Raw genomic sequence first — 24,793 nt, forward strand, 5'->3', positions numbered from 1 at the left:
GCTCATTTAAAAAAATCCTTGAGCCCTGCAAGCCGCGGATCGATAACCTGGTTATCACAACCGCAGTCACCTTCGTTCAGCTCATGGCCACACTTGGGGCATAACCCTTTGCATGTATCGCTACATAGCGGTATAAACGGAAGATCCAGCAGAAAAGCTTCCTCGGCATAACCCTTCAGATCAACGCTATCTCCATCCACATAGAGCGTATCATCGTCTTCGTGTAATTCCTCTGGCTGTTTTCCCTGCTTGAATTGCTCATGAAAATCAATATGAAAATGTTCATTGATCGGCTTAAGACAACGGGAGCACAACATGTCCACTCCTATGGTCAGCTTGCCATGAACATCCACAACGTCACCTTCTCTGAATTCTGCAGATAAGTCCGCAGTCAGCGGGGTAACGGCTGTGATATCTTGTCGGTTAGAAACCAGTTCCTTGATATCCCACTGTTCGTTAAACTTCAGGGGGCCATCACTGGTAGCCACTTTGCGAAATGGCATTAACATTTCCATCACTCCAAACGAAACCAATTTCATAATTCATGTCAAACGTATCACGACAGTTATACAGGTCAAGCCTGCTTTTGTAAAGCAATATATCCTGACTGTATGTATTCTGACGATTCATCGTTAAAAGTATTATGAAATTGACTTAACAAACAAAAATCATTATACCGATTTTTCAAGACGTTTGTCAACACTTTTAACTTTACACCCTTTTTAAAACCAATGGCTCAGAACCGTTTACTCCATCTGGTCTATTATAGACTCACTTCAAGATAAATCACAAGTCGTCATTTTAGTTGTAGTTCCTTGCAAACAGCGGTCACATTTCGTTAACGTTTAGTGTGATCTATATCACACAGACCCGCTTGCCCCCTATCTATACTTGCTATAAACCAAAGCACGATCAGCTCCATGACCGATTTATTATCCAACTATTTCATATCATATCGGGAGGGAAAATGTATGTTAAGTGAGAACACTATTAGAGTCATTAAATCTACAGTCCCCGTACTTGAAGTTCACGGTGAAGCGATCACACGCCATTTCTATGAAACGATGTTCGCAGCTCATCCGGAACTGCTAAATATTTTTAATCACGCAAATCAGAAACAGGGACGACAGCAAGCTGCCCTCGCCAATATGGTATACACCGCTGCCCTGCATATCGATAATCTGTCCTCCATCCTGCCTGCCGTCCGGCAAGTTGCACATAAACATCGCAGCCTGGGTATCGTTCCCGAGCAATATGCGATTGTCGGCACCTATCTGCTTCGAGCCATCAAAGATGTACTCGGAGACGCGGCAACGGATGAGATTATCACCGCGTGGGGCGAAGCCTATAATGTCATTGCAGACGCCTTTATCGGGATCGAGCAGGACATGTACACGGAAGCGGTAAACCAGACGGGTGGCTGGGAAGGATTTCGTACCTTCAAGGTTGCCAAGAAAGTGCAGGAAAGTGAAATCATCACGTCCTTTTACCTCGTTCCAGACGATGGTCAGCCTATCGCCACCTATGAACCGGGACAATACATCAGTATCAAAATCCAGCCAGAGGCACAGTCATTTACCCAGATTCGTCAGTATAGCCTTTCAGATACCCCGGGTAAACCCTACTATCGCATTTCCGTTAAGCGTGAGCTAGGTGGATTAGAGCGTCCTGATGGAGTCATATCCACGTATCTCCACGATCACATTGAAGAAGGTAGTCAAGTGGAACTATCCGCTCCTGCTGGCGACTTCACGCTGGATGCAGAGGATAAACGTCCTGTTGTGTTACTTAGTGGGGGTGTTGGCTTAACGCCAATGATCAGTATGTTAAATACGCTGGTTCATTTGAACGAAAACCGTGCAATTACTTTTTTACATGCAAGTCCCAATGGTCAATCTCACGCGTTCCGTGATCACGTGAACAGTCTGGCCGAACTTAATGAGAGCGTTAAAGCATATTATTGTTATACACAACCTGAGAATTCTGATCATATGAGCAGTCATTTTCATAAGGAAGGTTATATGGATGCGGTCTGGCTTCGCCAAGTGATTGAGGAACTGGATGCCACCTATTATCTGTGCGGACCCGTTTCGTTCATGCGGGCAGTGTATACGGAGCTTCTGGCGCTTGGAGTTGCAGCAGACAACATTCATTATGAATTTTTTGGGCCGAAAGCTAGTCTTTCTCCCGCGCCGGAGAGTGTCTAGGTGTTCTGAGATTGTGAGATGTGATTGTCCTAAATTCCTAATGTATAAGTTTATAGGTAAGTGTCCTATCATGCTGAATTATTAAGATGAAGTTATGAAGAGGTCATTCTCCATATATCGAAAATGTGTAATATACAATAGATTTACAGGCACATTCTGACATCCGTTGATGTTGGATTTGTGCCTTTTTCTTGTCTGAATTGGTGCATGATTTGATCTAATACATGACATCCCCTATGATGGAATGGATGTTATACATACTCGGTTATCCAATCGAAAGGAGTACGTCTAATCATGAAAGCCGTAGGCGTCATTGTTGAATATAACCCCTTGCACAATGGGCATGTCTATCATTTGCAAGAAGCTCGGCGGCTAAGCGGCGCAGACGCCGTTGTTGCAGTCATGAGCGGCCCTTTTCTCCAGCGTGGCGAGCCCGCCATCGTGGGTAAAAGGGCACGCACCGAGATGGCGCTGCACGCAGGCGCCGATCTGGTGCTTGAACTGCCGGTTGCGTACGCGGTCCAACCGGCAGAGTGGTTCGCCTTCGGTGCGGTATCGCTACTGCACCGCACCGGCATTGTGGACTCGCTCTGCTTTGGCAGCGAGTCCGGCGACCTGGACAGCCTGCAGCGCATTGCGCGCGTGCTGGCTGTGGAGCCCGCAGGGATGCGCGAGGACATCGCGCGCCGCCTGCGGGAAGGCGCCAGCTACCCCGCCGCGTACGCAGGCGCGGCGGCGGCGCTGGCGCCCGGCGGCGTCGATGCTCACGACGCCGCTGCACTGCTGGAGCAGCCCAACAATTCGCTTGGGCTGCACTACCTGATCGCGCTGCAACGACTTGGCAGCGCGATCCAGCCCTTTACGGCGGCGCGTACCGGTGCCGCGTATCATGAGGCGACGCCCGGGCCGGGGGCGATCGCCAGTGCAACAGCCGTCCGCCGCCTGCTGATGGCGGACGGTCCCAACGCCGCCGCGCCATACGTGCCGGCGGCAACCCTTGCCATTCTGCATCGCGAATGGCAGGAAGGGCGCGCTCCCATACACTGGGAGCGCTTTGCGCAGCCGCTGTTGCACCTAGCGGCTACCCGCCGTGCCTCCGAGCTGGAACGCATCGCCGAAGTCACGGAAGGCCTGGAACACCGGCTGAGCCGCGCACTCGCTCAGCTCCCGGAGCCTTCAGTCGAAGCACTCCTGAATGCACTGAAGACCAAACGATACACACGCACCAAACTCCAGCGTATGCTCGCCCACCTGCTCCTGAATCACACCAAAGCCGAGTGTTCACCAGAGCAATTGGCTGCCGGACCCGGATATCTCCGAGTCCTTGGATTTAATGCTCAAGGGCAGAGCCTGCTTAAACAAATGAAGAAAACCGCATCGCTTCCTGTTGTGCTGAAACCGTCGACGTTCACACACAACCAGCTGGAATTGGATATACAAGCTCAGGTTGCGTATGGGCTCGCTTGCGAGCATAGGGACACACGCAAGATGTTCAGTGATTATTATGAGTCTCCGGTGAGACTGTAATCCGCTTTTGACCATAAGGCTTCATCTCTATGGAGCTTTTTATTCCATCATCAAACAGATCATTGATGTCCACTATTCGTTACTCAACTATACAATTAAAAAATCCCCTTGCTGCGCGCCGCTCAGGCACCTCGCAACAAGGGGATTTCCTTATTCACTTCTCTTGTCCTCTTAATTCTTTTGGTTATTTTAATCCCTTTTAGTCTAGTGAGTCTGTTGATCTTCTCAAATCTCTTGATCACACTTCATTCCACTGTAATCAGTTATTCCGATTTCATCCGTTCTTTATCCATCCGGTTCAACGTTGGCTCCATCTCTTCCCGCCCGATTATAATCTATGATTTCACGGACAGGGTTTTCAAATAAGCCAGCGCATCATCTACCGTGCTTACAGGCACAAGTTTCATTTTGGTGCCGATCTGTTCAGCCTTGGCTGCTGCTTCCTTATAGTTATCCTTAGGTACAAAGAAGATCTCCGCTTCTTTCCGGTCAGCGGCTACAATCTTGTGCACTACACCACCAATGGCACCCACCACACCGTCTTTAGTAATGGTACCTGTACCCGCAATTCGATGCCCCTTGGTCAGATCTCCAGGTGTTAACTGGTTATAGATCTCCAACGTAAACATCAAACCGGCAGACGGACCACCAACCTGAGTATCGGTAAAGGAGATCTGTTTGTCCGGATCTTCAGCTTTCACCTTCTGAACCGCACCGATCATAACGCCGAGTCCCGGGCGGGTTTCACCCGTTTTACTGTCTTTTACCTGAATCAGTTTCACGTCCCGGCTAATGGTCTCTCCACCACGTTCCAGTTGCATTTCGACTGTATCTCCGACCTTTTTATCTTTTAACTGGGCAGAAAGCACCGTATTATCCGGCGTAGCTGTTCCATTCACTCCCAGAATGATATCTCCCGGAGCAATATCTCCTTCCGGTTTTGGATCTTCGGACAGTCCAAATACAAAGATATGTTCAGGTACAATAGAATAAGTCACACCAGCCTGCTCATATGCAGCCTCCATTGCGGAGGATTGTGAGTCACTCATGAACCACACCTGTTCGGCAGAATATTCCGCTTCGCTTTTGCCGCGCAGTCGGTCTTCCTTTTTATCCACTTGAGCATTTTTATTGAACAGAGAGGTTCCTAGCAAAAACACATTGGCATATGTTGCCGACACGGTCGTCATCATGAACACACCGCGTTCTTCCTGGTCTCCACCCTTAACGGTTACCATTGGTTTTACTTCGTCTGCACTGCCAGGCATATATATGATATACGGCGTTGGCATGTACACGGCAACATAGACGACCAGAGCCACCACGATCACAAAGATCGAAGCTCTGAATCCGCCAGATTTCCGAATCCGATTCATCGCATGAGCCTCCGTTCTTTGTATCTCTATATAAGCTGAACTCTACACTAATCAGCGATCGTAATTCCACCTTGTGAATACTTCCATTCGTCGGTTAGATTCACGCTCCTTATAATGCAGATACTCAGCTCATCTTGTTTAATCATTTTTTTCAAGTCTAACACTCTGGTCCTTGTGCATACAATGGTACAGGCCGGATAGGCCGCTGTATACAATAGCCTGTCCGGTCAAGGCCGAACCGCCCTTCGGGCGTCATTCGGCCGTCCATAACGATTCAGATGCCAAATCGGCGTTATCTGATATGAGGTGAAACGATGACATTACAGAGCGAGGTTAGAGATTCTGGCCCGTTACGAACGATAATCCTAAGTACCGGCGCTTTAATGTTGGTCATTGCGGTAGTTGCGTCCCCCAAAGAAGCGTTTGACGCCTCTATTCAAGGTCTGGATATATGGTGGAAAATCATCTTCCCTGCCATGCTCCCGTTCCTCATGTTATCCCAAATGCTCACTGCGTTTGGATTCACCCACGCGATCGGCGCCTTGCTCGGACCGTTAATGCAACGCTGGTTTAGGCTTCCAGGCAACGCAGGTCTGGCAATTGCCGTTGGCATGTGCGGCGGATTCCCCGCAGGAGCAGATGCAGTATCCCGTTTATTTCAGGATAGACAAATTACCGCCAAGCAGGCGGTTGTCCTTGCGGCGGCATCTCATTTTGCCAATCCAATGATGATCATACTGGTCGTTGGTGCTGCTTTTCTCCACCAGCCAGCAGCCGGATATTTTCTACTCATGGTCCACTGGATCAGCGGCTGGATTGCTGCCATTCTTGCCACACGTCTCCTGCCTGCACCGGGTAACCAGAAAGACAGGGTTGGCTCGACAGCCGTACAAGCAGATAAGAGCTCTCTTGATTCTCAGCCTGCAAGTTCCACAAGTCGCTCATCTGCATCCCACGACGCAACGTTCAAACGACGCAGTATATGGTCTGATATGATGATTGCAGCCAGAGAAGCCCATAGTCGTGATGGAAGAGGATTTGGCAAACTGCTCGGTGACACCGTATCCCAAGCTGTACAGACCTTGATGATGACTGGAGGATACATGATCGGTTTTGCCGTATTTATCCGGTTGGTCTCCCTTTATCTGACTCCCGGGTCCTCTGCTGCGCTGTGGCCAGCCTTCTTTGAGCTTCATCTGGGCACCTATCATTTGAGCCAGACTTCACTTACACCCGCGCTGCTCATGTCTCTACTTGCAGCCGTTCTGGGATGGGGTGGATTATGCTCCCATCTGCAAGTCTCTGCTGTCCTGAGAACAACTGGTCCAAGCAGCAAATCGATGTTGTACTTTGCCGGAGTTCGTCTGACTCATGGATTAATTGCCTTTTTCATCAGTCTGTTCCTATGGATGCCGTTCAGCCGTTATAGCACAGAAGTCTGGACCACATTACAGACGAATGCAGAGCAGGACCTCTCAACACCATTTGGTTGGCTACTCATACATAGTCCTGGTAACACATACACGATCAACACCGTTTGGAGCGTCTTCCCTGCTGCATGCATGGGTCTTGCGTTACTTCTTGCAGTCATGGTTAGTCTATCGGGTCTTACCTTCTGGTTTAACCGCCGGTTTTCTCGCTGATTTTCTGACGGAGCGCAGCTTCCACTTCAGGTGAGACAAGATCTGTAACATCTCCATGATAATGAGCGATTTCTTTGACGATGCTGGAACTTAAATAGGAATACTTCGGATTCGTCATCATAAATATCGTTTCCGCATCCGGATTCAACTTGCTGTTGGTCGATGCCAATTGCAACTCGTATTCAAAATCAGTTACCGAGCGTATACCACGAACGATGACCTGAGCTTCCTTTTGCCGGACGTAATTGGCCGTCAGATCGCGGAAACTGTCTACCTCCACATTTGGTAGATGGCGGGTTACTTCCGTAATCAGTTCTTTGCGTTCCTCCACCGTAAACAGTGGATTTTTGCTCATATTGTTCAACACAGCCACAATGACGCGATCAAATTGCTTTGACGCTCTGGCGATAATATCCAGATGCCCCATCGTTACGGGATCAAAACTTCCAGGATATACGGCGATCCGTTCCTGTCGGTGTATCATTTCAGTCATGAGGAGCCTCCTCTTCCGGTGTAATGGATTCTCCATCTTCAACTACTTCTGGCGCATAATAATAGATGGATACTGCCGTCTCCCCATACAAAGCCTTGCGCGTTTGTTCAAACGGGCCGAATTGCTCAGGGTAATCATGTTTGGATTCATATTCAAGCACGATGGTTGCTTCGGGTTCCAGAAGTTCCAGTTCGTGCATGGTTAACATCAACTCGTGCCCGTTCTTCATGCGATATGGCGGGTCGAGAAATACCAGATCAAACGTTGTGCCTCGCTTGGCGAGTGCCTTCAATGCCCGACCTGCATCATTACGATATACGGCCGCCTGGTCTTCCAGCTTGGTCGCCTTCAAATTCATGCGGATAACTTCAATACTTTTTGATTCCAAATCAACAAAAACAGCCTTGTCCATGCCGCGGCTCAGCGCCTCAATACCGAGACCTCCACTGCCTGCAAACAGATCCAATGCTGTGCCGCCCTCAAAATAAGGACCAACCATGCTAAATAACGCTTCCTTCACCTTGTCGGTGGTCGGCCGCGTACCCGTGCCAGGAACAGCCTTCAGCGGCCTGCCTTTTGCACTCCCAGATACCACTCTCACTTGACGAGTCACCTTTTCTCTATGTAAGTTTATTGATACGACTATCGTACCACACTCGGGTTCAGTTTGAAAAATGTGCGGTCTTCATTTCCCTTGGAAAATTGTTGACGAATTGTTGACGCATATGTATAAAAAGGAAACAATCGGGCGATTCTATAATTATCGACATCACAAGTGTCGTAGACAACCGCGGAGAAGACTTACGTTTCCCCATAAGCTCTTCGTCCGGTTTCTCCTCTCCCATGAAAAGTAGGCCCTCGAAAGAGGGCCTATTTTTGTTGTTTATATCACTTTATTTTGTTAGTTATACTTTTCTTCAAATTCACTTATTTCGGCTTCATCTTTGGTCTGCAACCATCCGATCTCCCTCAGCCACATGCCCATATCTGCGATAAACTCATTCACTTTTAAATGTTCAATCTTGTATTTCTGGATCTTTTCACTCAAAAAAGCATAAAACTCATGGCTTAACGCATACCGTTGTTTGCTTTTGCTTAATGTCTTATACCGATCCTCGCTAACCACCAGATCGAAATATATAACATTCTCCTTCTTCACATGCCTGACCGTGGATCTTCTCTCGTATTCCTCAGGGAGACACCTGAAAACAAAGAATAGTTCAATATCAACTATTTGATATTTGCTTTCTGCTTGATCAAAAACAGGCTGCAACTCATCCGATAGATTGGCAACCTGCGTTAATCCTGAAGTATCCGTTGATTTGCCCAGGATCATCATTAAACTCCCCCCTTGTTCGTTATCACCGTATATAATTGAAATTAATACAAAATAAAAAAGGTTGACTAGTGATTGTTATCTCCGTCAACCTTTTCTATCTTCAACCTTCTTGTGCATTACCCAACTTAGCAAGCTATACTAATTCATCTCTCTATGTTTCCGATTGGAAATCCGCAAATTGATCAATGGAATGATAAGTAAAACAACCGGCAAGAGAAGATTTATCGAACCCGTCTTAATCATCATGAAGGTAATAAACAACACTGCGAGCCAGGTTATAATCTCCATCATTTCATATTTGGTTAACGTCAGCTTGAAAGCTTTTTTGGAAATGAAACGAATCAAGAAATAAGCGATCAAGCTATAAAACAGAGTCATTCCCAAGATAGCAACTAGGATTATGAGGTACATATCCACCATAAAAATCTCACCCGACCCTTATATATTCCCCTTAATTTTACCATATAAGAGATAAGGTGTCATTCCAAATTCCAAACCAGCGCTTGGTCAAGACTGGCAATTTACGCTTTACTTCTCTTCAACAACAATCGTTGCATTATAGATCACAACACGTTTCCCATTGAGATCAAATAATACTTTATTGCCGTATTCCGTATCTTCCACGTCAATTTTGCCATCATAGGTCTGAATCAATTCACCATTATTGCTGTACACTTTAACAACCCTCTCCAGCCCACCCGAGTTATTGGACCTCATCGTTTTGAGTGCACGTTCACCTGAAGCGGTATTGAAATACCATATGAAACATCCAACAATGATACCCAAGAAGACCAACACCGTCACCCATATACCTGTCTTTGCTTTTTTACTCATCTTGAACCCCCTCTTATGTTTCCTGTCTCGTACATTACGAGGTTGGAGAGAGAACGGTTTCATACAATGCCTCTCAAGCTGTTCGTTGACATAACAAAACAGAGGCCTCCGATGAGCGAAGACCTCTGTTCTTTATAGTATACATTCTTTATTCTGTACGATTCTTTTACTTACAGTGCTCGAATGACAAATTCAAATGTCAGTTCGCCGTCTGAAGGGATCAGGTATTCCGGATGAACTGGAGCACCCCAGCTATCATCACCGCCAACACCCATTTGTTTACCTGCTACAGTCACGACCGTATAGTGCACAGGAGGTAATTCGTACGCATGCTGTGCGTTCTCCAGCTCAAATGCTGTATATGGTGAGACATTCAGCTCGACTGGAGTTCCGGATGCTTCAATTTTGAAGCCACGTCCCGCGTTGTCTGTCAATTTGGCCCAACGTACGCCCGTACGGTTGCCTGATTCCTGTGGTACCAGATATGGAGCCATGGTATCAACTACCTTGCTGCCATGGATACCCAGACGTGCGCCAAATGCGCGGTCTGCATAATTTTCTTCGGGTCCCATCGCGAGCCATTCCACGTTTTCGAAGTCAGGTGATGTTCTGAAGGACAATGCATGAATTGGCAGGTTTGGCAATCCAGCTGTACCTTTGTACGTATTATGCACACGTACGCTTCCATCTGCATGAACGGTATATACCACTTTCACTTGTACATCCTCCGAAATGTTGAGCTTGTACGTGAACTCGATCCGGTATTGATCCGGTTTCTGTTCCGCTTTCCACTCTACAGAACGTGGCATCAGGCTCGCTGCATACCAGGCACCCAGTTCGAAGCCCATCGCCATACCTTTGTCATTATCCGTCATTGCACGCCAGAAGAGAGGTGCAGGTGGTACAGCAATCGTCTCACGACCGGACAATTTCAGGGAAACCAGTGTCCCAAACTGTTTGGAGAACAGCGCATGTGTCTTGCCAGCACGAACACCAATGTTAACGTCACCTTCAACCACCTGTACATCACTTACAAGGTTCAAGTCGACTTCAACTGCATCATTTACCTGGTCCTGTGTGAAAATAAACTGTCCAAATGCCACTTCTTCGCCTTTGTCAGCCCACAGTGTAGCAGCTTTCAACACAAGTGCAGTGTTCACAGCATACTCGCCACCCGTCAGAGCATCTGCACCCAGCGGAAGTTTCACAACCGTCTCGCTTTGTGCATCCACGTTCACTTCCAATGTTCCACGCAGTACTTCATGCCCCTCGCGCTCCAGGCTGTATACCAGTTCCAGCGCAGATGTATCTGCGAACAGATTACCGTTCACGATTTTAACGCCTTCACGATCCGGGAATAGCTTGATGTTTTGATACAGGAATTTAACCTCCTGCATTTTCGCAGTTACTTTACGGTCAGCATGGACGATACCGTTGCCACAGAACGAATAGTCTGATGGACGATCACCAAAATCTCCGCCATAAGCGAGGAACTCTTTGCCGTAACGATCTTTTTTATAAATGGATTGGTCGATGTAATCCCAGATGAATCCACCTTGATACATCGGATATTTGTCTTCCAACTCCGTATATTTGTGCATACCGCCAATAGAGTTACCCATGGCATGCATGTACTCACAGCTAATATAAGGTTTCGTCGGGTTTGCATTCAGGAATTCCTCAATGTCCGCCGGTTTGGCATACATGCGAGTCTCCATATCACTTGTTTCATCGAAACGGCGATCATGGAATACACCTTCGTAATGTACTAGACGTGTTGGATCAGCCGATTTGAAGTATTGGGATACTTTGTAGATGACTTCACCACCGTGTGATTCATTACCACAAGACCAGATCAGAATGGACGGATGGTTTTTGTCACGCTCCACCATGGATACAGCGCGGTCCATAACGATATCATGCCATTCCGGTTTGTCACCTGGAATAACCCATGAAGGCTCAACGGCACCAAGTTTCTGCCAAGATCCGTGTGTCTCCAGGTTCATCTCGTCAATAACATACAATCCATATTCATCACACAGCTCATACCAGAGACTTTGGTTTGGATAGTGTGACGTACGTACAGCATTCATATTATTCTGTTTGATCGTACGAACATCCCACAGCATATCTTCCTTCGTAACTGCACGTCCACGACGCGGGTTGAACTCATGGCGATTCACACCTTTGAATACGATACGTTTACCGTTGATGTGCATCACTTTATCAATCATTTCAAATGTACGGAAACCAACGGCTTGAGGAACAACCTCAACCAGTGTACCCGCAGCATCATATACTCGAATATAAAGGCGATACAAGTATGGAATCTCTGCGCTCCACAGATTCACTGTACCAATATCTTCACGAAGACTTACTTGTCCATCGTTAACCTTGGATTCAAACGTTTTAACGGTATTACCTTCACGATCACGAAGTTCAGCCTCTATACGTGCTCCAGCAACCGCTTTTCCTTCCAGTTTCAAATCTAGTTGCAATGTACCGTTCGTATAGGACTTGTCCAGATCTGTGCGCACATGAACATCACGTACGTGTGCAGCCGGGACCGTATACAGATACACATCTCTGAAAATACCGGAGAAACGCCAGAAATCCTGGTCTTCCAGCCAGCTGCCTGTGCTGCGTTGATACACCTCAACTGCGAGCTTGTTCTCTCCATCCTGTAGGAATGGCGTCAGGTCAAAATCAGATGGCGTAAAGCTGTCTTCCCCGTATCCTACGAATTGTCCGTTAAGCCATACATAGAATGCAGACTCTACACCTTGGAAAGAAATATATACCGGATTCGACTCCCAACCTGTAGGGAGGTGGAATGTGCGAATGTAACTTCCAACCGGATTTTTATCCTGCGGCAATGCCGGCGGACGAATTTCGTTCAGGCCATCCCAAGGATATTGTGTATTTACATATTGAATCTGTCCGTATCCTTGTAGCTGGATGTGCCCCGGAACTTCAATATCATCCCAGCCTTCACTGGAAAAATCGGATGTATAGAAAAACTCAGAACGGCTGTCTGGACGAATTGCATAGTTAAATTTCCACGTACCATTCAGATCATAACGCATGGACATCGCGCCTGAACCCACTGCCTCTTCCATTGTTTGGTAATAACGGTGATCAGAATAAGCATGCAGACGGTTCACCTCAAATACACTTACGTCCCCCAACCAGTTGATATCTGCCTTTGTTGCTTTCATCGGCTCTCTCTCCCTTTAAAACGTTATAGTTTGACTTATTCAAGGTTTACTCTGGATTTCCTTTTGCTTTACATACACAAAAAAGACAGAGGTACGCCATAACAGCGCCCTCTCTTCTTTCCTGCACCCGTCATTTGCACGGATTATGCTGTTTTCACTACTTCACGGAACCTACCATACCTGCAACAAAATGTTTCTGCATGATGAAGAAAACGATTGCTGTAGGCAGTGTTGCAATAACGATTGCTGTCATGATTACTCCGTAATCTGGAGAATAACCAGCACCCAGATTTGAGATCAATAGCGGAATCGTTTGTTGGTCAGGTGTTTGCAATACAATGAGTGGCCACAGATAGTTGTTCCAGCTACTCATGAATGTAATGATTGCTGCCGCTGCATATGTTGTTTTCATGGTTGGCATATAGATCTTCAAGAAGATGCCGAGTTCACTCAAACCATCAATACGTCCAGCTTCCAGCAAGTCTTTCGGGAACATTTTGGTGTTCTGACGGAAGAAAAAGATCAGGAACGCTGTTGCGATGGTTGGCAGGATCACTGCTGCCATCGTGTTGATTCCGATAACCGGTGCAACTCCCGAGATTGTTGCGAACATACGATACAATGGTACCATAATCGCTGCAAACGGGATCATCATGGACAACAACAGGATATTAAACACGACATCACGGGACTTCGTGCGATATACCTCGAAGCCATAACCTGCCATGGAACCAATAAACAGTGCCAAGACAGTGGAGATTACAGAGATAATCGCCGAGTTTCCGAGAGCCTGTACCAGATTTGTCGAATCAATCAGTTTGTTGAAGTTATCAATGAAAGCTGAACCTGGCAGCAGTCTACCCTTGGTGACATCGACTGATGCATTTGTTGAACTGACCAGCATCCAGAAGAAAGGGAAAATGGATACAAAGGCGACGATGGATAGAAACACATACGTGAAAATCCGTTTTGCTTTAGCTTTAGCCATTTTTATTATCACCTGCCACTTTAAACTGGATGATGGACAATACAATAATCAAGATTACGATGGAATACGACACTGTTGCTGCATAACCGAAGTCCGGTGAATATTTGAACGAAAGGTTGTAGATGTATTGTGAAATCGACATGGTCGCATTACCTGGACCACCTTTGGTAATATTCATGATCTCATCGAAGATTTGTAATGTACCAATCGTTGATGTGATCGATGTGAAGAGGATAATCGGTTTAAGCAAAGGTACTGTGATTTTGAAGAATTGTGTAAAAGCATTCGCTCCGTCAATTCTTGCAGCTTCATAGATCGATTGATCGATGTTTTGCAGGGATGACAGATAGAAAATCATGTTATATCCGGTCCAACGCCAAGTAACGGCGATTATGATCGTAATTTTAGCCCAGAACGGGTCTGTGATCCATTGAATTGGATCGCCAATAATGTGCAAGCCCATAAGGAATTGATTCACCATTCCATCTGGTGCAAACAAATATTTGAATACAACAGAGTACGCTACCAATGAAGTTACACAAGGCAAGAAAATCGCTGTACGGAAGAAGCTCCGGAAGCGTAGTGTGCTGTCATTCAGCAATACGGAAATAAACAAACCGAGAATAATCATTACAGGCACTTGAATGATCAAGTAGATAAATGTATTCGATAATGCTGTACGGAACGTTGTATCAACTAACAATCTTTTGTAGTTAGAAAGGCCCGAAAATTCAAGATTGGCTCCTACACCAGACTTGAACGATAAGAGCAGCGCTTGGATCATCGGGTAGAAGTAAAATGCAACAATCCCGACAACAGCCAGCAAAACAAAAGCCCATCCAGTCAAATTATTTTTCTTTTGGAGACTGTCTCCTGTATTCATGGCTTTCACAGTATGGCTCCTCTCTCTCCATGGAACATGGGTAGAACCCACGGAGCCTCTCGCCATATCCGGTTCGACTTGCGCCGGACATGGGAGACGGCTCCGATGTTTCCTAGGGTTCTATAAGTTACCTTGGGTATCTTAGTTTAATTGTGCTTCAGCTTGTTTTTGTGCATCAGCCAGAACGTCATCGATTGATTTACCGTTCAGGAATGCTTGCATTTCTACTACCAGAATATCTTCAATGGCATATGTGTTGATACCATAGTTTACGCTTGGAATTTCTTTCGTCCAATTCGCAAAGTCTGTGAAGATTTTTTGTCCGCCGAAGTACTCGTCTGCTTTGGCATACGCGTCACCATCAACTGCTGGTTTGTACGTACCAATTGCGCCGATGTTGTTCAACAGATCTTGATACAATTGTTTGTCAGAACCAAATGTTTTTGCTACAAAATCAGCTGCTTGATCTGCACCAGGAACGTTGTTCATAACATACCAAGAGCTACCACCCAAGTTGGATGCGTGAACAGAGTTTGGTTGACCAGCCATTTTCGGCATTGGAGCTACAGCCCATTTACCGGATTGGGAAGCTTCTTGACGTACAGATGGTGAGAACCAGTTACCTGTAGGAATTGTTGCTACGCTACCGTTATTGGCGTTGGCAACGAATTGACTCCAGTCAGAGTGCAATTTAACAATGTTGGCATCCATCATTGCTTTGTAAGTAATAAACGCTTCTTTCAGAGCAGCATTATTAGCAATGTCAGGTGTTTTACCATCTTCTGCGGAATACCATTTACCTGCAGTTTGGATCATCATACGAATCAAACCAAGGTCATTCGGGTCAAGAGAAAGAAGCTCTTTACCTGTTTTAGCTTTTACGTCTTTACCAATTTGGATGTAGTCATCCCAAGTGATGTCTTGCAGGTCAGCTGCTTTGTAGCCAGCTTGCTCCAGCAGGTCTGTTCTGTAGTACAAACCAGCAACGCCGGAGTCAAATGGTACTCCGTATTGTTTGCCATCAAACGCTGTTGGTCCGAGTTTGTAATCTGCAAAATCGGAAGCCGTGATACTGGAAGACAGATCTTTGAACGCATCAGGATATGCATTCAGGAAGCTTTGTGAACGATAGTCTTCAATCAGAACTACGTTTGGAAGACCGCTGGCAGTTCCGGAGTTAAGACCTGTGTTCAGTTTCTGAATGATATCAGCTTGAGCGTATTCAATGATGTTAATTTTCACATCAGGATTTGCTTTTTGATATGCTTCTTTTGCTGTTTCCATTGCAGCTACGTTAAAAGCTTTGTCCCAAGCCCAGACCGTAATTTCGTTTGTTTTTTCGCCACCACCACTAGCGGAATTACCTCCGCCACCGGATGAACATGCGGACAACAGCAGTACTGTAACGAGCATCAATACCCACATTTTTTTCAAAACATTCAACTCCCCTTCGACCTCTTTGTGTGTAATTTGTTTACGTTTTCTGAAAGCGGTTGCTTTCGATGTATTCATCTTATCATTCCCATATCTCCATTCGTTAGTAATAATTTTGTACGGATTTGTCATCTTATTGCCACAATGAAAACCTTTACAGAAACCGTTTGCATTAAATTTAGTATTTTGTAATTTCTTTTGATTTTGTAATTTCTTGATCTTGAAATAGTACAAAAATGATTTCACCCGCTTTACCTCTGACACGTGAAAATCCCCCGCTCTGTAGAAAACAGAAGCGAGGGATCTCGATTTTAGTGTATTCAATCGAATCGGGTTTCAATTCAACTCGTGATTAAAGGCAATGTAACCGTTACTCTCGTCCCTTCACCGACATTGCTCATAATCGTGACACCGTAAGGTGAACCATATAATAACTCAATACGGTCATGTACGTTGCGAATACCGATACCACTGAATAGTTGACGATTGTTCTTTGGATTGGGCAATGTTTCTCCCATGACAAGCCCTTCAATTCCATCACCATTGTCCATAATCTCACAGATGAGTGATTCTCCCGCTCTGGAAACCATGACATGAATCGTACCCGTTTCTTTCTTGATAAATCCATGGAAAAATGCATTCTCGATAAACGGCTGGATCACCAGTTTGGGTACATGATAGTGTGTACAATCCGGAGCAACGTAGAAAGCTGCTTTAATCCGGCCACCATATCTGACGTGATTAATGAAGACATAATTTTTCAAGTTCTCGACTTCTTGCTCCACTGTAACCGTCTGACTCACATCACTGATCGTATTTTGCAGCAATCCAATTAATGCGTTAATGGTCTCCGCAGCCCTGTCTTTGTTGCCTTGTTGCACCAGAACTTTGACAGATGCAAGTGTATTGTACAAGAAGTGAGGATTAATCTGACTCTGTAATGCCGCAAGCTCTGCGTTGCGTTGTTCATGCTGTGTCTGTACTAATTGATCCACATAATCATGCAGTTCATCAAGCATGTAATTGTAAGCATGACCAAGCTGCCTGCTCTCGTAGCTTCCACTCACCGGAATGTAGTTGTCCAGATCACTTTTTGTAATGTTGGACATCTGCTTCACAAGTCTGCGCAGTGACTTGGTAATCTGGCTGGTGATGAGAAACACAAGGATGAGTGCCCCCACAACGATAGCTGCACAGATCAGGGCAACCGTCTTCATGTCGATAAGTTGACCCATCGCCAGGTCCTTATCCACTACATTGACAATATAAAACCGATAGAACGGTAGATACTCGGATAGCACAACGCTATCCTGATCCATCACACGAGCATTAATACTTCTCGGAGAGTTGTTGTTCATATCCCGGGCATACGATAGCAAATCCAGCTGAGTTGTTCCGATCCAGTCTTCACGATTCGATGATACAATCTCACCTTTTTCATTCATAATGACCACATCATTGCCACGACTTGTAAAGCTGCTGTAAAATTGCCGGAATATGTCTTCTCTCATCGTGACATAGAGCGTACCGTATATTCGGCTGCGTGTTCGGTCCGTCAACGCTTTCGTCGCAGAGATCATCTGCTGACTCCCGATCGTTGCCTCGTTTTGGTAATCATCAAAGATAAGACGACTGGGCGTCTCAGCTGCTTCCATCGTAATTGGCTCTTGCTTCAATTCATCCACGGACAACTGAAGGTGAGCACGATTCGTGGAATAGCTCCGTCCATTAATCCCGATAATTGTTATCCCTACTTCGTAGGATTCGGTTATGGATTGAATTCGATCCATCGTTTCCCTCATATTATAGAAGGATTTGGCCATCGTGAGGGAATCGGCATCTCCTTCGGACAGGAATCCTCGGATCGATCCACTCTGCGTCACATTATTCGATACGGCAGCAATGGCCTCATTAAAGGATTCAAAATTTGTCTTGATCTGATTAAGCACCTTAGAGTTTGTGATACTGAACGTCTCAGTAAACAGATTGGTTGACATGTGAATGGTCGTCCATAAGATGAGTACAGAAACGAGGACAATACTGACCACCATAACCAAAAACAACTTGGGAAACAATCCGAGACGAGATAATTGGTTCATCCATTTCTTCATGATCTTATCCTTCTGACTTTATGCCCAGAATTTGCGCCGGTATCGGCTTGGTGATAATCCAGTGAATTTTTTGAACACTTTGCAAAAGTAACTATGATCGGAATAGCCTACCATACTGCTAATCTCAGAGATCGTTACATCATCGGATCGGAGCAGTTCCTCGGCTTTTTCTATCCGAATTTTATTTAAGTATTCATTAAATCCTTCTTTTTTGTGAGATGAGAAATAACTGGATAAATACGATGGATTAAAATGAAAATGCTTGGCTACTTCAGCAAGCCCTAGAGGCTGATCAAAGTGCTCATGCATGTAATCCAGCAGCATCTTCATGTTGGGATCACTTCGTTTTCCACCCGCACCAACGGTGCACTCCTGAACTTCGGTCATGAATTGGTCAAGCACAGTCATGACTTCGTCCAGACTTGAAGCCCCGTCCACATTTTTAAAATACGTATATTTGCTCTCTTCCAGCCCGGCGGACTGGACATCCATATCCGCGAGGGTAATGGTCACGTTGAAGATCAAGTTACCGAGAAATGATTTGATCTCAAACACATCGGCAATATAATCCCGTCCAAGTGTTTTTGCATGATCCTGTAAATACTCCCTTGCCGCTTCGACCCGGTTACGCTTCACATGCTGCAAAAACATATTCACATTAAACTGGTAACCTGCGGGATGCATTGGAGGCAGTTCACCATACACCAGGATTGGTCGATCCTTATAATAGAAGCGATATTCAATCAGCTTAATCAGATGTTCCCGGTAAACAACACCCATCTGTTCAAATGAAGTAAAGCTTTCACTAAGCACCCAACCAGGACTGCCTTCTCCTGCTGCATTTTCACTGGCCAACTGTCTGATCCGTTCAAGCATCCATTCATCTCTCGCAGGATCGACATTAAGAAGCATTACAGGTAATGTACCCTCTGCGGGAACCATTGCACATTCTACTTCAGGCAGATCGCTCCTGAGCTTGGATTCAATCTGTTCCTGATCCATCTTCAGTGGATTTCCCACAGCACCCACGGGTTTATACACAAGCAAGCGAAAGGATTCATACGGAAAGGTATCTCGAATCATCGGCATTTCGCTATCTTCATCCAGTGTAAATCCGGACAGCATCTTCTCCATCAGTTGCCCAAGTCTCCAGCCATCGTGCGACGGCTCGAACTGTAGCTCCGGAATTTTACCCGCTGTGCGTTGAAGGACTTGCAATAATTCATTTGTATCCAGCTTGGGTTTCAGTATATAATCGGCTGCCCCGTGCTGAAGCGTTGAACGTACATACTCGAATTCACTGAAGCTGCTAAGTACAATAACTTCAATCTGCGGATTACTGGCTTTTAGTGTACGGACAAACGTTTCGCCATCCATGACAGGCATGACAATATCGGTGATCACAATATCCGGTTTTAACAGGTTCACCTGCTGTAATCCTTCTTCACCGTTGGAAGCTTCACCCACAATGATAAATCCTTCCGCTTCCCAGTTCATATGGTGCTTTATGCCCTGTCTTACCAGAAACTCATCGTCAACAATCAGCACCTTGCACAACCGGTTCATGATCGCGACCCCCTTGTCTAATCTTTCCTCTATATCTGTACAGGCTATACCAACTATTATATATCGGTTATAAACACTTTCCAGTGTTAGCGGTTACATTAATTTTAAATTGATTGTACATCTTTTTATATCTTAAAATGATCCTTTAAGCAATGGTAACTATCTATAGTTTACACTATATTTCGACAAAATAAGAAGCCCCGACTCGCCATTTGATCATTTGGCGAATCAGGACCCCTATTTCAATCCTATTTCGTTAAATCACTCACTTATGGTTCAATTCCCCATTGGAGACTTCCCGCGATATAACCGGTGACTTTGGACCAGTCCGTATAGGAAGTCTGACTACCTGCAAAAGAATAATCATCTGTTTGCGTATAGTTGGTCCAATTGTTCTTGGAGATGCGCGTATGGATTTCCGTGCTTTGTCCTGCATTCAGAGTTCCAGCGGAAGCTGTGAATCCAATCTCAAGCACGTGGTCAGCACCTGTCCGAACTGGATTGAGTGCACTGAACATGCCTGTTACATTCGAACTGCCAGCAGTCGCCCAGTCAGCGAAGAAGTTCTGAGGCTGTTCACCGTTTATCGTATAATAGTATCTGATTTTCACATCAGACAGATTCAAAGCTGTAATACCCGTATTTGTCAGTTTGAATTTGGGACTAATCGAGCTGCCCGTCGCTGAAGTGTTGCTGTTAAACATCTCAATGCGTATGGTTCCAACAGGTGCAGCTGTCGTGTCTTTAATGAGCAGATTCAAGGTCGCATGAGCGCCTGCGCTGAATTGAAAGGTTAGCGCCGCTGCGCCATTTGGCAGTGAAGCCAGGTAGTTTTTACTTAATACGACCTCATTGCCTGTCAACGTGTAATCTGTACCTGAAACCAGCGTTGCATTCCCGTTGCGAATGGAGACAAGTGTATTGCCGTTCAGCGTTAACGTGACTGGAATATTAACCTGATTGCCTGCTTTGCGATCAAATTCGGCTGTAACCGGTGTAATCACAGAGTTGGTCACCGGTGTACCCCCGCCGTCTCCACCGCCATTGTTACCTCCAACACGGTCAGCATATAAAATTCCGCGGCCATTTGTTCCGAGATATACTCTTCCATACAAACGCGGATCACCCGTAATAGTGGTTACACGAGCATACTGATGCTGATCATCATTGATACGAACCCAATTAGCCCCACCGTCATCGGAGCGGAAGAATCCACGTGTTCCATCGATCTGTGCAACCGTGTATAACGCAACAACGTTTTGCCCAGGGGCCGCTTTACCAAATCCGATACTGTCTGCTTCCTCTACATTGGCAAGCTTCGTGAATGTCGCTCCTGAATCCGTGGAATGCCATAATCCGTAAGGACCTTCTTCCTCACTACCACCAGCAAACCAGAGTTCGCCTTCAACGCCTGGAACGGCATCCAGATCGGCATTTCCTTCCATCGGAAGTCCGGTCGCAGGTGAGGCCGTGAAAGTAGCACCACCATTCACACTCACATAGATTTTACCGGCTGCAAATCCATAAAATTTGTTTGGATTGACACGATCCGAAATCACTTTTGCCTGTGCAGGTATCCCCGTGCTTGCCGTCCATGAATTGCCGCCAGTCGAATAATGTACACCTTTATCTGATGTGTTCCATACGAGTCGGTTACCATTCGCAGAGATGGCTACGGTCCCTCCTCCGGTTGTGCCAGCAGGTTCTGCATTGGCCTTATACCACGTAGTACCTCCGTCACTGGACAAACCAATGGATTTTGCATTTGGATCAGCAGCATAATCTGCTTTACCTACGCGAACCATCGTATTTGGACTTAACTCTGCAAAATCCAGACTTTCTGTGGAAGAATAGTTCGGGCTCGTAAATATGGTAGCTGGCGCCTGGTCCAGATTGTTATGACGGAATCCGGAGACATCCCCCACTCCGCTTATCAAATGTGCACCACTTGGCGGGCTGATCAGATCCAGTACGGCAATCTCCTCAACCCCTTTCGCCATCACTGAAATATTGATTTTTTCGTCATCATCCCAGTCTGTCAGGTTCTTCGTTCCATAGATCGTAGCACCTGTTCCATACATCATGCGATCCGAATCAAACGGATCAATCTCCAGATCACCGATCATCCAGCCCAATTTTGGGGTTGTTTCGGGTGGGGCAGGATTGGTGCCAAATGTGAGCCATGGCGCTGCCGAAATATCCTGTGTATAACGCAACTTCCGGTTCGGATATCCTTCAAATTCCCATATGCGTGTCCACGTTGCTCCGCCATCTGTACTGCGGAACAAGGTGGCATCCGGCCACCAGGAATTCAATGTAGCGACCATCAATGTACCGGGATTCTGTGCATCAACAGCCAATCCGCCATATCCAAAATAATTATCCGTGCTGCTGCTTGGAACAGGGCTGATGTTGCTCCAGACACCTGTCGATGTATTCAGTTTCCACACGTCACCTTTTTCCCCATCATACGGTCCAACACCATCGCTGTACGTAATATAGAGGCTTCCGTCTGAATCAAACACACCATGATGCGGAATATAACCTGTAGGTTGACCAGCAACTGCTGACCAGGTCAGGCCGCCATTTGTGCTGCGATACACGCTTTGAGCTTTATCCGCAACACCCACATAGATTGTCTGGGTTGCTTGCCCTGCCGAACCTGTTGTTTTGTCAAACGTAATCCATGCCAGACCTACGATGTCACTGGTATATTCATTCGAAGGATCTTGCACATAATTTCCCGGATTCGGGAAGCTTGTGACTTCGGTCCAGGTCACACCGTAATCTGTACTTTTCCATAACCCATGACCACTTCGTGCACCGAAATACAGGATACTGTTATCATTTGGGTCCACGGTCAGGCGTTCTCCCATTGAACGTCCCGGCATGTTGCCACCCACTTTGAATGGAAGTGTTGTGGTTTGCCATGTATCTCCCCGGTCCGTAGAGCGCAAGATGGAGCCATTATTTTGGTCCCACGAATTCGTATACGTCCCAACTGCCATATACACCCGATCGGGATCAACCGGGTCCGTAGCCAGTGCATCCACACCATTCTTGTTCCAGTCATCCCAGCCAACAAAATCTGTTAAGGGTATCCACCTCTCGTCAGCCGCATTCCAGCGATAGGCTCCCCCGATATCCGTACGGGCATAGATCAGATCCTTTTCCGACTCGTTGAAAATAATGCCCGGTACAAACCCGCCTCCTGCACCCGTCACCACATTTTTCCACTCATAGGCTTCACTTGGTGCCGCCAGTGTCGTTCCAGCAAGTCCTCCCAGCGAAGCGGTTACTACGGCAACCGTCAGGCTCATCATTCGCAATTTACCCATAAACGTTCTCATATCAACTTATCCTCCTCTTCTACTTCGTTACTGCATTTCGGTCTATCCCCGCTGTCTCATCGTGCTGATGATGGCGTGCCAGACGAATCAATGCATCCCTTGATACAAGAAGCCTCACCCCCTTTCAGCCACATTGTTAAGCGCTTACATAATTGTTCTTGATTCGTGGTTATCTGGATAATACTTTCAATAAATAACATTCGCTGGCAATCTCCAAACCCCTCTGTCGAAATTCCGATTTTTGTAAAATATTTTCAGTGTTTAAACTTGTTTATACAACAAAAAAAGCCGCTAAAATAGCGACTTCAATGGGATATAGATTAACACAAGACTTCAACAGTAAATCCACCAGGGGCTTCAACATAAAAAGTATAACCGTGTGCATGTTTAGGTGCGTCTACTTCAAAGCCATTGTCTTTCAAAAGACTATATATTCTGTCAACCTCTTGTTCGGTCGGTTGGGGAAATCCGATATGAAAAGTCACTGGATAGAGTACGTTTTTACCCTTCATTAGAGTGAGAATAAAGCCTTCATCATCAAACATAACTGCAAATGCGTTTCCTCTCGTACCTTCACATTTCATACCAAAATAAGTCTCTAAAAACTCGCGAGCAGCTGGAACATCAGTAACTGTTAGGTTCAGATGATTTAATTTCATAATTACACCCTTTCCTACATATTTAATGCGTCCTCCGTAGAGCTTTATCTTCAATCCAAATAATACCACAAAATGGAAGTGTTCGGTCCGTTACTTCAATGAAAAGTCGTTTTATTTTTGTTCTATACAGACGATAATCTAAATCAACAAAAAAAGATGCTGTTAGAACAGCACCTTTTGACATTTTATATAAGAGTAAAAAATGAAATCGTTTCTTACCTGGCAAACCAGGCAGAGGTTCACTAAGGTTCACTGCATGACTGGCACCTGTTTATTGCTGGCTACCATAAGCGTGAGTCTCCTGCCCTTTAACCCCCGGTCTGATGACAAAAAGTGAGCCCGCATCCGGTGTCTCTTTCAGACGTTCTTCCTTAATCCCTATACGTGCTGTTGTAATGTATAACTCTTCGAGATCCGGTCCCCCAAAACAGCAGGATGTTACCTGATCTGCCGGCACCTCGATCTGTTGCAACAGTTCTGATGTATCAGGATTCCAGCGAGTGACTCTTCCTCCGCCCCAGTGCGCAACCCACAGCATGCCCTCACCATCAACCGTCATCCCATCCGGAAAACCGAATTCCTCCGGTATGTGAATGATACTTGTCCGATTCTGTATCGTACCTGCCGTCAGATCAAAATCAAACCGGTCAATAGAACGTGTCGGGGTATCAATGTAATACATGTTCTGCCGATCCGGACTCCAGCCCAGGCCATTGGATGTAGACACACCTTGTACCATTGTGCGAACGGGCTGCCCTTGCTCCAAACAATACAACGATCCGGCTTTGCTTTCATTATTCATGCTCATCGTGCCTGCCCAGAAGCGGCCCTTCGCATCACATTTTCCATCATTAAAACGATTGGTATCCTTATCTTGTTCGGGGTTCTCAATGGCTTGCAGCTCACCCGTATGCAAGTGATACGTATGGAATCCACTGCGTAAAGCAACCAAAACTTCGTCACCACGATAGGGAACAACAGCCCCGACATGTTCACCGACATCATAAGCCTGATCCTGCCCTGTAGCCGGATCATACACATGCACCTTAAAACTTTCAATATCTACCCACAATAATCGATTGTTCTCCGCATCCCAGCTTGGACCTTCCCCCAATAATGCCGGGGTTTGTACTGCTACAGTTACGTCGCTCATGCCATCACGTCC

At 46.0% G+C, this 24,793-nt stretch carries 18 protein-coding genes; 3 read left to right on the plus strand and 15 right to left on the minus strand.

The features are described from left to right. Positions 1–2 precede the first annotated feature (2 nt). Positions 3–509 carry a YceD family protein gene (locus BLS69_RS12730; RefSeq protein WP_091031953.1) on the minus strand — a complete coding sequence of 169 codons (507 nt, stop codon included), beginning with the start codon at positions 507–509 and terminating at the stop codon, positions 3–5. A 462-nt stretch (positions 510–971) separates the two neighbouring features. Here BLS69_RS12730 and hmpA point away from each other — a divergent pair, with 462 nt between their 5' ends. Continuing rightward, positions 972–2,207: an NO-inducible flavohemoprotein gene (gene hmpA, locus BLS69_RS12735; RefSeq protein ID WP_091031955.1), complete on the plus strand. Its 1,236-nt coding sequence runs from the start codon at positions 972–974 to the stop codon at positions 2,205–2,207. Positions 2,208–2,501: 294 nt separating this feature from the next. After that, complete coding sequence (locus tag BLS69_RS12740; protein ID WP_091031958.1) at positions 2,502–3,734, plus strand: nucleotidyltransferase; 1,233 nt, start codon at positions 2,502–2,504, stop codon at positions 3,732–3,734. 335 nt (positions 3,735–4,069) lie between these two features. Here the strand turns inward: BLS69_RS12740 and BLS69_RS12745 are convergent, their stop codons facing one another. After that, the gene (locus BLS69_RS12745; RefSeq protein ID WP_091031961.1) at positions 4,070–5,110 is read right to left on the minus strand and encodes a SepM family pheromone-processing serine protease; all 1,041 of its coding nucleotides are present in this window, start codon (positions 5,108–5,110) and stop codon (positions 4,070–4,072) included. 314 nt (positions 5,111–5,424) lie between these two features. Here BLS69_RS12745 and BLS69_RS12750 point away from each other — a divergent pair, with 314 nt between their 5' ends. Beyond that, positions 5,425–6,753 carry a nucleoside recognition domain-containing protein gene (locus BLS69_RS12750; RefSeq protein WP_091031963.1) on the plus strand — a complete coding sequence of 443 codons (1,329 nt, stop codon included), beginning with the start codon at positions 5,425–5,427 and terminating at the stop codon, positions 6,751–6,753. Here the strand turns inward: BLS69_RS12750 and coaD are convergent. The 13 genes from coaD to BLS69_RS12820 form a co-directional block, all read right to left on the minus strand. Beyond that, complete coding sequence (coaD, locus tag BLS69_RS12755; RefSeq protein WP_085981453.1) at positions 6,731–7,237, minus strand: pantetheine-phosphate adenylyltransferase; 507 nt, start codon at positions 7,235–7,237, stop codon at positions 6,731–6,733. The two genes, BLS69_RS12750 and coaD, sit on opposite strands and share 23 nt — an antisense overlap. 1 nt (position 7,238) lies before the next feature. After that, the gene (rsmD, locus tag BLS69_RS12760; RefSeq protein WP_091031966.1) at positions 7,239–7,847 is read right to left on the minus strand and encodes a 16S rRNA (guanine(966)-N(2))-methyltransferase RsmD; all 609 of its coding nucleotides are present in this window, start codon (positions 7,845–7,847) and stop codon (positions 7,239–7,241) included. 300 nt (positions 7,848–8,147) lie between these two features. Further along, a complete protein-coding gene (locus BLS69_RS12765) occupies positions 8,148–8,585 on the minus strand; it encodes a hypothetical protein (protein WP_091031969.1) in 438 nt (145 codons plus the stop codon). Between the two features lie 528 nt (positions 8,586–9,113). Further along, a complete protein-coding gene (locus tag BLS69_RS12775; protein WP_017689244.1) occupies positions 9,114–9,419 on the minus strand; it encodes a hypothetical protein in 306 nt (101 codons plus the stop codon). A gap of 170 nt (positions 9,420–9,589) precedes the next feature. Continuing rightward, positions 9,590–12,637: a beta-galactosidase, LacZ type gene (locus tag BLS69_RS12780; protein ID WP_091031972.1), complete on the minus strand. Its 3,048-nt coding sequence runs from the start codon at positions 12,635–12,637 to the stop codon at positions 9,590–9,592. 157 nt (positions 12,638–12,794) lie between these two features. After that, positions 12,795–13,625 carry a carbohydrate ABC transporter permease gene (locus BLS69_RS12785; protein ID WP_062833750.1) on the minus strand — a complete coding sequence of 277 codons (831 nt, stop codon included), beginning with the start codon at positions 13,623–13,625 and terminating at the stop codon, positions 12,795–12,797. Beyond that, positions 13,618–14,508: a carbohydrate ABC transporter permease gene (locus BLS69_RS12790; RefSeq protein ID WP_036610887.1), complete on the minus strand. Its 891-nt coding sequence runs from the start codon at positions 14,506–14,508 to the stop codon at positions 13,618–13,620. The genes BLS69_RS12785 and BLS69_RS12790 overlap by 8 nt, the downstream gene beginning before the upstream one ends. Before the next feature lie 141 nt (positions 14,509–14,649). Then, positions 14,650–15,933 carry an extracellular solute-binding protein gene (locus BLS69_RS12795; protein ID WP_249911817.1) on the minus strand — a complete coding sequence of 428 codons (1,284 nt, stop codon included), beginning with the start codon at positions 15,931–15,933 and terminating at the stop codon, positions 14,650–14,652. Between the two features lie 350 nt (positions 15,934–16,283). After that, positions 16,284–18,053 (minus strand): cache domain-containing sensor histidine kinase, encoded by a 1,770-nt coding sequence (locus tag BLS69_RS12800; protein WP_091031974.1) that lies wholly within the window; start codon positions 18,051–18,053, stop codon positions 16,284–16,286. Positions 18,054–18,071: 18 nt separating this feature from the next. Then, positions 18,072–19,619: a response regulator transcription factor gene (locus BLS69_RS12805; RefSeq protein ID WP_091031977.1), complete on the minus strand. Its 1,548-nt coding sequence runs from the start codon at positions 19,617–19,619 to the stop codon at positions 18,072–18,074. 269 nt (positions 19,620–19,888) lie between these two features. After that, positions 19,889–22,969, minus strand: a complete 3,081-nt coding sequence (locus BLS69_RS12810) for a X2-like carbohydrate binding domain-containing protein (RefSeq protein WP_091031978.1) — start codon at positions 22,967–22,969, stop codon at positions 19,889–19,891. 320 nt (positions 22,970–23,289) lie between these two features. Then, positions 23,290–23,628: a VOC family protein gene (locus tag BLS69_RS12815; RefSeq protein ID WP_062323243.1), complete on the minus strand. Its 339-nt coding sequence runs from the start codon at positions 23,626–23,628 to the stop codon at positions 23,290–23,292. A gap of 271 nt (positions 23,629–23,899) precedes the next feature. Then, the gene (locus BLS69_RS12820) at positions 23,900–24,781 is read right to left on the minus strand and encodes an SMP-30/gluconolactonase/LRE family protein (protein WP_091031981.1); all 882 of its coding nucleotides are present in this window, start codon (positions 24,779–24,781) and stop codon (positions 23,900–23,902) included. Between the last annotated feature and the right edge of the window lie 12 nt (positions 24,782–24,793).

The sequence above is a fragment of the Paenibacillus sp. CF095 genome, from assembly GCF_900101225.1.
GTDB lineage: Bacteria > Bacillota > Bacilli > Paenibacillales > Paenibacillaceae > Paenibacillus.